Source organism: Acinetobacter lwoffii, from assembly GCF_024129855.1.
Classification (GTDB): domain Bacteria; phylum Pseudomonadota; class Gammaproteobacteria; order Pseudomonadales; family Moraxellaceae; genus Acinetobacter; species Acinetobacter lwoffii_L.
Window position 1 is genome coordinate 46,383 of sequence record NZ_JAMXXC010000011.1, and the last position, 11,484, is coordinate 57,866.

At 45.6% G+C, this 11,484-nt stretch carries 10 protein-coding genes; 7 read left to right on the top strand and 3 right to left on the bottom strand.

Annotated features, from left to right (window positions below; all coding sequences use genetic code 11):
* Positions 1-14 precede the first annotated feature (14 nt).
* Positions 15-824 carry a cytochrome C assembly family protein gene (locus tag NI465_RS09805; RefSeq protein ID WP_253145145.1) on the bottom strand — a complete coding sequence of 270 codons (810 nt, stop codon included), beginning with the start codon at positions 822-824 and terminating at the stop codon, positions 15-17.
* A gap of 138 nt (positions 825-962) precedes the next feature.
* Between NI465_RS09805 and ffh the strand changes: the two genes are divergently transcribed.
* The 3 genes from ffh to NI465_RS09820 all read left to right on the top strand — a co-directional run bounded on the left by ffh (position 963) and on the right by NI465_RS09820 (position 3,837).
* Positions 963-2,369, top strand: coding sequence for a signal recognition particle protein (gene ffh / locus NI465_RS09810; RefSeq protein ID WP_004279196.1), 1,407 nt, complete (start codon positions 963-965; stop codon positions 2,367-2,369).
* A gap of 151 nt (positions 2,370-2,520) precedes the next feature.
* Positions 2,521-3,093 carry an RBBP9/YdeN family alpha/beta hydrolase gene (locus NI465_RS09815; RefSeq protein WP_004646069.1) on the top strand — a complete coding sequence of 191 codons (573 nt, stop codon included), beginning with the start codon at positions 2,521-2,523 and terminating at the stop codon, positions 3,091-3,093.
* Between the two features lie 138 nt (positions 3,094-3,231).
* Complete coding sequence (locus tag NI465_RS09820; RefSeq protein WP_004646070.1) at positions 3,232-3,837, top strand: RBBP9/YdeN family alpha/beta hydrolase; 606 nt, start codon at positions 3,232-3,234, stop codon at positions 3,835-3,837.
* On the opposite strand, the gene NI465_RS09825 is transcribed toward NI465_RS09820, so the two are convergent.
* Both NI465_RS09825 and NI465_RS09830 read right to left on the bottom strand, forming a co-directional pair.
* Complete coding sequence (locus tag NI465_RS09825) at positions 3,791-4,531, bottom strand: type III pantothenate kinase (protein ID WP_004646071.1); 741 nt, start codon at positions 4,529-4,531, stop codon at positions 3,791-3,793. The two genes, NI465_RS09820 and NI465_RS09825, sit on opposite strands and share 47 nt — an antisense overlap.
* A gap of 14 nt (positions 4,532-4,545) precedes the next feature.
* Positions 4,546-5,301 (bottom strand): biotin--[acetyl-CoA-carboxylase] ligase, encoded by a 756-nt coding sequence (locus NI465_RS09830; RefSeq protein WP_004646072.1) that lies wholly within the window; start codon positions 5,299-5,301, stop codon positions 4,546-4,548.
* 27 nt (positions 5,302-5,328) lie between these two features.
* On the opposite strand from NI465_RS09830, the gene NI465_RS09835 reads away from it, so the two are divergent.
* From NI465_RS09835 to NI465_RS09850, 4 genes are all read left to right on the top strand, one after another.
* Positions 5,329-6,132 (top strand): sulfite exporter TauE/SafE family protein, encoded by an 804-nt coding sequence (locus NI465_RS09835; RefSeq protein WP_005107741.1) that lies wholly within the window; start codon positions 5,329-5,331, stop codon positions 6,130-6,132.
* Positions 6,133-6,318: 186 nt separating this feature from the next.
* A complete protein-coding gene (locus tag NI465_RS09840; RefSeq protein WP_005262529.1) occupies positions 6,319-7,014 on the top strand; it encodes a GntR family transcriptional regulator in 696 nt (231 codons plus the stop codon).
* An 11-nt stretch (positions 7,015-7,025) separates the two neighbouring features.
* Entirely contained in the window at positions 7,026-10,478 is a 3,453-nt protein-coding gene (gene smc / locus NI465_RS09845; protein ID WP_253145158.1) for a chromosome segregation protein SMC, read from the top strand.
* 1 nt (position 10,479) lies between these two features.
* On the top strand, positions 10,480-11,445 hold the full coding sequence (locus NI465_RS09850; protein WP_155861767.1) for a cell division protein ZipA C-terminal FtsZ-binding domain-containing protein: 966 nt from the start codon (positions 10,480-10,482) through the stop codon (positions 11,443-11,445).
* Positions 11,446-11,484 lie beyond the last annotated feature (39 nt).

The window sequence follows — 11,484 nt, forward strand, 5'->3', positions numbered from 1 at the left end:
TTCACGGCTCAGAATTATCGCCCTAGAATCATTTCCAGCACAAATTTAGAACCAATAAAACCCAGTGCCAGCAAGCCAAAACCGAGCAGGGTAAAGCGCACGGCTTTCTGGCCACGCCAGCCAAACTTCCAGTGTCCGATTAATAGGGAACCATAAACCAGCCAGGAAATAATACTGAACGCAGTTTTATGTGCCAGATGCTGGGCGAAGAAATTGTCGATGGTGAAAAAGCCAAAGCCCAAAGCGAGGGTAAGTAAAACAAAACCGGTCATCAGCATATCAAACAGGAGCGATTCCATGTCCTGATAAGAGGGTAGCAAACTGACCCAGACCCGGCGTTTTTGCTTCTTTTTCAGCTCACGATCCTGAAAACGTAAAATTACGGCCTGAATGGTTGCCATGAGCAATACTGCATAAGCAGACAAAGACAAAATAATATGAATATCCAGACCCAAAGAGTTTTGTGCGATGATTTTTGCAGGCTGAGTAAACGCAAAGCCGAGGATCAAACCTGTGGCAGCTACTGGAATTCCGATCAGATTCAGGGCAATAATTGGACGATAAGTACTGTAAATAATGCTGAGTAATAGCATTAGACCGGAGGTAAAAGAAAACAGGGCAAAGACATCATAATTGATGCCTAGCGAGGTATGCATATCGCCATATAAAACCAGTGCATGCAGGCTCAGGCCAAGCAGTGCAGTTAGCGAGACAAACCATTGATTAGGAGCACGTTTAGACATTAAATGAATGAACAGATACGAGAAGGAAGCGGTATAAGCGACTAATGCTAAGATCGTATAAACCAAGGGGAGGCTAACCATGTCAAACCTTTTTAAGGGTGATGAATATTCATTTATATAAATTCGCTGCGAACTACAGTATCCTATAGCATTCTATGCATAAATTTTCTATTTTAAGAAACAATTTTTTGCTCATGGCTATTTTAAGCGGATTTTGCAATGTTTGATACCTTAACAGAACGACTCACGCAGAGTTTAAGAAATGTTACTGGCTCAGGGCAGCTAACCGAAGACAATATTAAAGATACGTTACGTGAAGTGCGTATGGCGCTTCTTGAGGCCGATGTTGCATTACCTGTAACTCGTGAATTCATCGCGAAAGTTAAGGAAGAAGCATTGGGCCAGGAAGTGATGACTCAGTTATCTCCTGGGCAGGCTTTTGTCAAAATCGTTCATGACGAATTGACCAAAATGATGGGCGAGGCCAATGAAAGCCTCGACCTCGCTGCAAAACCACCTGTGGTTGTCCTGCTGGCAGGCCTGCAGGGTGCAGGTAAAACAACAACTGCAGCAAAACTTGCACGCTTCTTACAAGAACGTCAAAAGAAAAAAGTCGCGATGGTCTCTGCCGACGTATATCGTCCGGCTGCGATCAAACAGTTACAGACTGTCGCGGGTGAAGTCGGTGCGATTTTCCTGGAATCCAGCGCAGACGAAAAACCGATTACGATTGTGAATCGTGCGATTGAACAGGCAAAAATCCAGTTTGCCGATGTGCTGATTGTCGATACGGCAGGTCGTTTGCATATCGATGATGACATGATGGGTGAAATCAAAGAGCTGCATGCAGCGATTAACCCGACTGAAACCCTGTTCGTGGTCGATGCCATGACTGGTCAGGATGCGGCAAACACCGCTAAAGCATTCAACGATGCCTTGCCTTTAACTGGTGTGATTCTGACCAAAACTGATGGTGATGCGCGCGGTGGTGCGGCATTGTCAGTGCGTGCGATTACCGGTAAGCCAATCAAATTCTTGGGTATGGGTGAGAAACTCGATGCCTTGGAGCCATTCCATCCTGAGCGTGTCGCACAGCGTATTCTCGGTATGGGTGATGTACTTTCTTTGGTCGAAGAACTTGAACGCAAGGTCGACAAAGAAAAAGCCGAAAAAATGGCGAAAAAACTGCAAAAAGGCGGCAGCTTCAACTTTGAAGACATGCTGATGCAGTTTGAGCAGATGAACAAGATGGGCGGCATGATGGGCTTCCTGGACAAACTTCCTGGCATGAGCAATGCCGGTCTGCAAGATGCGTTGGCGCAAGCCAATCCTGAAAAGCAGGTCAAGAAAATGGAAGCGATTATCCAGTCGATGACTATCAAAGAGCGCCGTAACCCGGACTTGATGAACCCAAGCCGTAAAAAACGTATCGCAGCAGGTTGTGGTATGGAAGTGGCAGAAGTCAACAAGCTGATCAAGCAACATGCCCAAATGGCTAAGATGATGAAAAAATTTGCCAATCCATCGGGTATGGCGAAAATGATGAAATCACTTGGCGGCTTGCAGAAACAGTTTGGCGGCGGCGGTGGTATGGGTCCATTGTTCGGCGGCAACGACAAGAAATAAGTTTTATTTTAAAAAAAGGCGCAATATGCGCCTTTTTTTATTGCGAATAAATGGTCAAACTGGTTTAAACAAAACAACATTTACTTACCCAAAATAAAAATCCAATCAGGCAGACTCGGGAATATCAGCACAAAATAAAGAGAAATTTCAAATGAACCAAGTAATTGTCGTACATGGTTATACTGCAAGCCCGGAAGAAAATTGGTATCCATGGATTCAGGAAAAAGCCCAACAGGAAAATGTCAGTTTAAAAGTACTCCGGCTGGATCCATCGCCTACACCGACACTGGACACCTGGGATCAGCAAATGCGTGAACAGATTGATGCAATTGACGAGGACAGTATCTTTATCGCACATAGCTTGGGAACTGTGGCCGCATTGCATTACTTATCCAGAGAATTAAAACAGCAGAAAATTCAGCAACTGGTACTGATCGCGGGATTTAATGGTCGATTGGGTCGCCTGGATGAAGTAAATCCTTTTATTGATGCTGCTGAGATCGATTTTGATTTACTCAAACAGCAGATTGCAGAGCGTGTAGTGATCTATTCTGAAGGCGATGATCGGGTTGCGCCTGAATTTAGTCTGGAACAGGCGGACAGTCTGGATGCCATTGTGGTGAATGCCAAGCACCATGGGCATTTTATTGATTCTCAAGGTTGTACTGATCTGCCGGAACTCTGGAAAGTGATCAAGCCTTATCTGATTAAATCCGAAGTTTAAGCATGTTGTTGTATTCGCTAAATTTTAAAGTTTAACATGAGATGGTGTTCAAAAAGGCACTTGAATTCCATCTCCAGACTGGTTAAAACTAATTTTTTGTCGACGCAATTTGCGTTCAATGATAATAAGTAAATCACTATGAAAAATATAATAAAAAAAGTCTATATCGTCCCTGATTATCAGGCGAACTCCAATGATCACTGGTATCCTTGGCTGAGTCGCCAGCTTAAAAATGCCGGTTTTGAGTCCAAGCGGATTATGCTGGCCAACCCCTTTCAGCCTGATTTAGAAGAGTGGCAGCAGAATCTGAAACTGCACATTCCGCACATGGATGAACATACCTTTTTAGTTGCACATGGCCTGAGTTGCGTCAGTGTTTTAAAATTTTTACAGGAACATTATATCCAGCAGCAACACAAGATCGGCGGCATCATTCTGGTCTCGGCCTTTGATACACCGCTGGTGGCCTGGTCAGAACTGAATAAAATACTGCAGGCTGTGCGACTCGATCTGAAAAACTTGCCGTATAGCTATAAACGTGCGGTGATGCTGATCTCCAGTAATGATCCCTATGTGCCTGCACCGATTTCCTTGCGTTTAGCACATAGCTTGAATGCACAAATTTTTGAGATCAAAAAAGCCGGGCATTTCAACAAGTCCGATGGCTTTGCCGATTTTCCGCAATTGCTGGACATTATCAAACAGTGTCTGGCAAATGAGCTGCAAAATGCTGCAGGCCTTTAAGCAAAAGATCCGGTTCAATCCGGGGCTGATACTGAGCGAGATGTTGCGCAAACAGCGGCGCATCTCCACCAGTTAAAACCAACTGTGCAGGGAAATCACGCAATACTTTTTCGATGATACTCAGCAGACCAAGTAGGATGCCATGATGTACCGCATCGATGGTATTGCGTCCAGGATTGAGTTCAGAAAAAGCGGCATCCGGAATTTTAATGCCTTTGGTATTCTGAATTAGGGAGTCACGCTGCAAGTATAGATTTGGCAGAATAAATCCACCCAAATGTTGTTGTCCTTGCGCCAGATCAATGGTCAGCGCCGTACCGCAACTAATCACACAATAATTTTCATGCGTTTGCGTCGCCACTGCAAGTACCTGTAACCAGCGGTCAATCCCCAGTTGCGAAGGTTCATCATAGCCACAGATCAGACCGGCATATTCTGCCTGTACTTGAGCAAAAATCACTGGAATATGCAGGCTTTCTAAAATGCTGAGAATGCGCTCATTATTGATTTTATCTTGGACAGAGGATAGACCTACCTGATGCAAGCCCAGCGCTTTGAAATGCTGGATCAGGCCAAGTAACAAATCAGCAGGGGACTGTAAATGTAATTCTGCTGCCTGTTCAATAATCTGATCATGCTCGGTAATCCAGTATTTAAGCCGGGTATTGCCGATATCCAACCATAATTTTTTCATTGCTGTATGCCTGTTCATCCACCGTGTTGAAGGCGGAGCTGTCCCTGATAAAAGGTCTGGATTCCCTGATCGGTCAAAATCTTGACTGCACCATCATCCTGAATCCCGAGAAAAGTACCGGAATATTGCCCTTGCACGTCAGTAAATTCAACCGTTTGTTGCATAAATGCAGCCGATCGATTGAAACGCGCCGCCAGGTTTTGACTGCCATAATTAAACCATTGCCCGGCTTGCTGAATCGCCAGATATAACTGGGCAATCAGCTCGACTCTTGAGGTATGTGATAATCCCAACTCGTTCAAGGAGCTAACCTGCTGATCTGGAAGGTCAGTGAGCAGAGGATCGATATTTAAACCTACACCGACCACCACCTGTGTAGATGAAATCGGCTCGACCAGAATGCCGCCCCATTTTCCGTGCAGGCTATACAGGTCATTCGGCCATTTCACCTGTAATTCCAGGCCTTTTAGACTGGGCATTTGCAGGATATTTAACGCAATTTCTAGCGCCAGACGACCATCGATGGGTTTTTGTGTATGCAGCAATGTGCTTAAATAGATGTTCCCTTCAGGTGAAATCCACTGACGTTGACGCTGTCCACGGCCTTGGGTCTGCACATGACTGCACACCAGAACCTGCTGCACCCCCTTCGTTGCCAATTCGCGTACATCATCATTGGTCGATGTGGTAATCGGTTTGATGAGTAATACTTCCGGGAGTTGGCCTGCATCGCTTAATCGTTGTTGCAGTTCACGAGTTTCTACATCCATTTGAATCTAAACGTGGTAAATATCGTTATGGAGTTAATCATATATTTATTGATTGGTGCAATTGCCGGATTCACCGCAGGCCTGTTTGGGGTCGGTGGTGGTTTGATTATTGTGCCGATCCTGTACATTGTTTTTACCCAGCTTCAGTACGATCCCAGCGTGATTATGCATATGGCGGTGGGCACTTCCTTGGCAACGATTATTGTGACTTCTATCAGTTCGGTGATGGCGCATCATCAGCGAGGGGCAGTACTATGGCCTGTGTTTCGTAATCTGGCGCCAGGTCTGATTATCGGTTCTTTCCTAGGTGCGGGGATTGCCGATTATTTATCTGGTCAGGGTTTGCAGTTAATGATTGGCTTCTTTGCGGTCTGGGTGGCATTTAGAATGTTCAAGGGAGCGCATATCCAGATTGATCCGAATCAAAAATTGCCTTCAACCCCGGTACAAATTGCTGCAGGTGGTGGGATCGGTGTGGCATCGGCGATCTTTGGGATTGGCGGGGGAAGTCTGACCGTCCCATTTCTGAATCGCTGCGGAATCGTGATGCAAAAAGCCGTAGCGACCTCTGCGGCTTGTGGATTGCCAATTGCAGTCGCAGGTGCGCTGGGTTTTATCTGGTTTGGTAAACAGGCGCAGGTCACCGTGCCAAATACCATTGGCTATATTCATATTTATGCCTTTATTGGCATCAGCATGATGAGTTTTTTCACTGCCAAGCTGGGGGCAAAAGTGGCACATCTGCTTTCACCGGCCGTATTAAAAAAATGTTTTGCTGCTTTACTGACCACCGTCGGCCTGTATTTTATTTATCAAGGTTTTATGGCCTGATTTAAACTTTTTTACCGTATTAGGAGAATAGATGACTATTCTCCTTTTTTATGGGCTTGAGTTGGCTATATAGACATAAGATTGTCTGACAATGTCAAAGTATTTATGGATAAAAACCCGTTTAATAGCGACATAGTCCAAATAAAGGGCTAAACCAGTATCCATAAAAATAAAGACAGGAACGGTATGCCATTAGAACAAGCGCACAGTTTGTCTGAGCAGATTGCCAAGCACATTAGCGAACAGATTATTCGCGGTGAACTGGTCGAAGGCGAACGTATACAGGAACTCAGGATTGCCTCGGAGCTTGATGTCAGTCGGGGTTCGGTTCGTGAAGCCCTGCTTTTGCTGGAACGCACCCAGCTGATTGAAATTTTCCCGCGCCGTGGGGCGATTGTCTCGGAAATGTCGGCCTTGCAGGTACGTGCCTTATTTGACATGACCTCATTATTGCTCGGGCAAATGGTGCATCGCATGGCGGAAACCTGGCGGGTGCATGAAGCTGAGCGCATTCAGCTATTATTAGAGCAATTGGAAGCAGAAACTCGCCAAGGACACACTGAAAAGTTTTATGATCTGATCTTTCAGGGCATGGCCCAGCAGCATGAGATGGTGGGGAATCCTTATCTGATGCGCTACTATCAGGAACTGCTGCCATCTTTACGTCGGAGCTATTTTCTGACCCTGAATATTTCCAGACGCGAGTTACAGGAATCTTTTGACTTATTTAAACTGGTCACTGAAGCAATTTTGATACGAAAAAGCCATCAGGCCACTTTATTTATGGAAGATTTTTGTCGACACTTGCGCAACCTTGTGTTGGAATCTCTGACACGGATGAAACAAATTGAACTCGCGTGGGCCAGACGCTCACGACGTTAAATCAGGACATTATGCGTTTAAGCAGTTTAAAACTTTCAGGCTTTAAATCTTTTGCCGACAGTACCACTTTACATTTTAAAGATAATCGTACTGCGGTCGTGGGACCGAATGGTTGTGGTAAATCCAACGTCATTGATGCCATACGCTGGGTCATGGGCGAGTCCAGTGCACGCCAGTTGCGTGGTGGCAGCATGCAGGACGTCATCTTTACCGGAACTGCCAAGCGTAAACCGGTGGGCATGGCCAGTGTAGAACTGCGCTTTGACAATACCTATGGCAAGCTGGGCGGTGCTTATAATGCCTATAATGAACTGGCAGTACGCCGTCAGGTCAACCGCGATGGCAAGTCTGAATATTTTCTGAATGGCAGCAAATGCCGTCGTCGTGATATTACCGATATTTTCCTGGGTACTGGTCTTGGTCCGCGTTCCTATGCGATTATTGAACAGGGCATGATCAACCGTCTGGTCGATGCCAAGCCCGATGAAATGCGGGTCTATATTGAAGAAGCGGCTGGGGTATCGCGTTATCAGGCGCGTCGCCGTGAAACCATGCTACATCTGGATCACACCACGCAAAACCTGTCGCGTCTGGAAGATATCGCCTCCGAACTGAAATCTCAGCTAAAAACCCTGAAACGTCAGTCGGAAAGTGCGATTCAATATAAAGAACTGGAAGGACAGATCCGTACCATCAAGATCGAAATTCTGTCTTTTCAATGTGAGCAGAGTCACCGCTTACAGGAAGAATATACCCTTGAGATGAATACGCTCGGGGAAAACTTTAAGCTGGTGCGTTCCGAACTGACCAGCGTTGAACATGATTTGGGCAGCACCAGTGAACTGTTTCAGCGTCTGATTCAGCAATCCACCCCTTTGCAAAGCGAATGGCAACAGGCCGAGAAAAAACTGGCTGAACTGGAAATGACCCTGCAACAAAAGCAGTCTTTGTTAGAGCAAAATTCTACAAGTCTGGTCAAACTGGAACAGCAAAAAGTCCAGACCAAAGAGCGTTTGCAGTTGATTGAACTGCAACTCGATACTTTACAGCAGCAATTTGAAGATCAGCAGGCACAATTGCAGCAGCAAGATGGTCAGAGTCAGGCGCAAAGCCAGAATCTGACTGAGCTTAAATCTCAATATAGCACTGTGGCAGCGCAATTTACCCAGATAAAAACCCAGGTTGAACAGCAGCAACAGCGTAAATTACAGATGTTGGCTCAAAGCGAGCAACTGGCAAAGAATATTGAGCGGATTGAACATCAGAAACAGACGCTCCAACAGCAAAGTGCACAGATTCAGCAACAGGCGCATCAAGATGAGCTGGAGCAGTATCAGGCAGACAAAGCCCAAGCTGAACAGCAAATCGTTGGCTATGAAATTCAATTAACAGATTTAAGAACTCAATTCGAGCAGATTCAGGAAGAGCAGGCGACCCAACAACAGCGCTTGATGCAGCTCAAATCTGAAATTCAGGTACTTCATTCAGAAAAGAAAAACCTGAGCCAATTACTGACCAAAGCTAACCCAAATGCCAAGAGTGATGCGGTCCAGTTGATGCATGTGCTTAAGCTCAATGATGCAGGCAAAGGACATGCCAGCCTGATCGAAAAGTTTCTGGCCAAGTGGCTGTCTGCCCAGATTCTGGCAGAGGGCGAGCATTTCCTTGAAGATCGTGCACGTCAGTTAAAGCAACAGGCTGTTCAGGATGAAATTCAGATTGCCAATACGATGTGTCTGGCCGACTGGATTGAATCTCCGCATTATTCACTGTGGCAGCAAGTTGGAGTCGTAGATACATTAGCACAAGCATTACCGCTTCAAACTGAGTTATTACAAGGCCAGACATTACTGAGTTTGGATGGCTATCAGGTTGGGTCAGACTGGGTCATTGCGCTGGACTATGATGAAGCCAGTCAGGCCGGACAAGGTGCATTGAGTCATCGAATCCGTCTGGATGAAATCGAGCAGCAGCTTGCGGAACTTGAACCTAAGTTTATGCAGCTGGAGCAGCAGTTACCTGAATTCGCCGATCAGGTTAAAGCTTTGCAAAACCAGATTCAGAGTATCAGTGAGCAGCACAAGCATACCCAAAAGCAGCTGCAGCAACTCGATATTCACATTGCCAAAGTACAAAGTAGCGCTCATGCTTTCGCCTTGCAAAAGCAGCAATTACAGCATCAGTTACAACAACTGGATGAGCAGCTTGAAGAAGATGCCATGCAGAAAGATGATCTGGAAATTGACCTGCATGCCTTGAATATCAAGCTGGAACAGGCGCTACCAAATTATAAAACCCTGCAATTCCAGCTTGAAGAATTGAGCGCTCAGTTGGATGACTCACAGCAGCTCAGTCAGCAAGCGCAGCAGGAACTGGAAGTGCTGCGCCGGCAAAATGTGCAAAGCCAGCAGCAGATCGAATTGCTGGAAAAAGATCAGGTATTCCTAAAAGAACAGTCTCAACAAATTACTGCACAAATCGAGCAGGCCAAAAAGTTTGTCGATCCGGTACAGCTGGAATTACCTGCTTTACAGAGCCAGTTCAATGAACAGGCGCAGATCACTGAAAAACTGCAAAAGACTTGGGCCGACTGGCAGATTGAATTAAATCAGGTGCAGAGCAAACAGCAGCACTTGACCGAACAGCGTCACAGCTTTCAGCAGCAGGATGAAAAACTTCGCACTACACTGGAAGAAAAACGTCTGGCTTGGCAGGCAGCCAAATCTGATTTGCAGCATTATTCTGAACAACTGAAAGAATTGAATAGTGAAGTAATTTCCGGGCTGGATATTGATGTTAAAGCACATCAAGCCAAACTGGAAAAAGCTCAGGCCCAGTTTGATAAGCTCGGTGCAGTCAATCTGGCGGCTTCTGAAGAATATGAAGAAGTGTCAAAACGTTATGAGGAACTGAGTCACCAGATGCAGGATCTGGAAAATACGGTTGAACAGCTACAGGCCGCGATGAAGAGTATTGATCAGGAAACTCGTAAACTGTTTATGCACACGTTTGATCAGGTCAATGCTGAGCTGCAAAACCTGTTCCCGAAAGTGTTTGAAGGTGGTGAGGCGAGTTTAAGCCTTGAAGATGGCTGGCAGTCGGGGGTAAAACTGATGGCCCGACCACCGGGTAAACGAAACAGCTCATTGGCCTTACTCTCTGGTGGAGAAAAGGCCTTAACTGCATTAGCATTGGTATTCGCGATTTTTCGCTTAAATCCGGCACCATTTTGCGTATTGGATGAAGTCGATGCACCCCTGGATGATGCCAATGTGGGACGCTTTTGTAATTTAGTCAAAGAGCTTTCTGAACACGTGCAATTTATTTATATTACCCATAACAAACTTGCAATGATGATGGCGACTGATCTTTTAGGTGTAACCATGCCTGAACCGGGAACATCAAAATTAGTGACAGTTAATTTGGAACAGGCAAAAGAATACGGCCTAGCTGCGGAGGTATAATATGGAAATCACCACCATTATCGGGATTGTTATCGCAATTGTGATTATGCTGTTTGGTATAAGAATGCTGTTCAAAAAACCTGTGGAGGCTGTACCTTCACTGGATGCCAACCTGCATATCGACCCGGATAGCCAGACGCCTATCATTCCAAGGCATGTACGTTCTCAGTTGGCACAACAGGATGTTGAATCTGATCGTATCGAGCCAAGCCTGAGTATAGATGAACCGGCTCCTGAAAAGCCTTCAGTATTTCACAAGGCCGAATCAACTCCAGTTGAGCCGACAGCGGTCGAAACTCTTGCAGTTGTCCCGTCAACAGAAGCTGAAGTAGAGGCAAAGTCGGTAGTCACGGCAGTAGATATTCCGCAAGTAAAAGCAGAGCAGGAGAATAGCCAGACTGAAACCAAGGAAGAAACGCCTGAATTCAGCCTGAACAGCAACATCGAAAAAGCAGAAATTTCTGAATTTAATGATGAAAGCAGTATTCTGGATGCACATCTGCATGAGCAAAAAATAGTGGATGAAGAAAGTGCTTTGTCCAATGCTGAAACCATTATTTCTTTGCATATCTATCCGCAAGGTCGTGTACTTTCAGGTGATAAGACTTTGAAAGTTCTACTGAAATATGGCCTGCGTTATGGCGAACTGGCCTGTTTTCACCGCTATAGTGAAGATGGTTCAAAACTGCTGTTCTCGGTATTGCAAATGACCGATACCGGAATGGAAGGCTTTGATCTGGAAACCTTATCAACGCAGGAAGTGAAAGGTTTGGCATTCTTCCTGGCTTTACCGCATAGCGATGTACAAAATGCGTTTGATACCATGGACAGTATTTCACGTCTGATTGCCCGTGAAGTGGACGGTCTGGTCTATGACCAGAATCAACAGGAATTTACTCCACAATTACGTGAATTCTGGCGCCATCAGGCAATTGATTATCGTGCTGGACAAGGGACGGAAGTTTAAGGCTGCTTTGTTCAATCTCCAAGTTGAATCTGTAGACTG

Excerpts from the sequence above, each read along its gene's own strand:
- NI465_RS09820 (WP_004646070.1), top strand. The coding sequence starts at position 3,232 with ATGAAAAATATAATAAAAAAAGTCTATATCGTCCCTGATTATCAGGCG.
- NI465_RS09840 (WP_005262529.1), top strand. The coding sequence starts at position 6,319 with ATGCCATTAGAACAAGCGCACAGTTTGTCTGAGCAGATTGCCAAGCAC.
- NI465_RS09805 (WP_253145145.1), bottom strand. The coding sequence starts at position 824 with ATGGTTAGCCTCCCCTTGGTTTATACGATCTTAGCATTAGTCGCTTAT.
- NI465_RS09835 (WP_005107741.1), top strand. The coding sequence starts at position 5,329 with ATGGAGTTAATCATATATTTATTGATTGGTGCAATTGCCGGATTCACC.
- NI465_RS09825 (WP_004646071.1), bottom strand. The coding sequence starts at position 4,531 with ATGAAAAAATTATGGTTGGATATCGGCAATACCCGGCTTAAATACTGG.
- NI465_RS09815 (WP_004646069.1), top strand. The coding sequence starts at position 2,521 with ATGAACCAAGTAATTGTCGTACATGGTTATACTGCAAGCCCGGAAGAA.
- smc (WP_253145158.1), top strand. The coding sequence starts at position 7,026 with ATGCGTTTAAGCAGTTTAAAACTTTCAGGCTTTAAATCTTTTGCCGAC.
- ffh (WP_004279196.1), top strand. The coding sequence starts at position 963 with ATGTTTGATACCTTAACAGAACGACTCACGCAGAGTTTAAGAAATGTT.
- NI465_RS09850 (WP_155861767.1), top strand. The coding sequence starts at position 10,480 with ATGGAAATCACCACCATTATCGGGATTGTTATCGCAATTGTGATTATG.
- NI465_RS09830 (WP_004646072.1), bottom strand. The coding sequence starts at position 5,301 with ATGGATGTAGAAACTCGTGAACTGCAACAACGATTAAGCGATGCAGGC.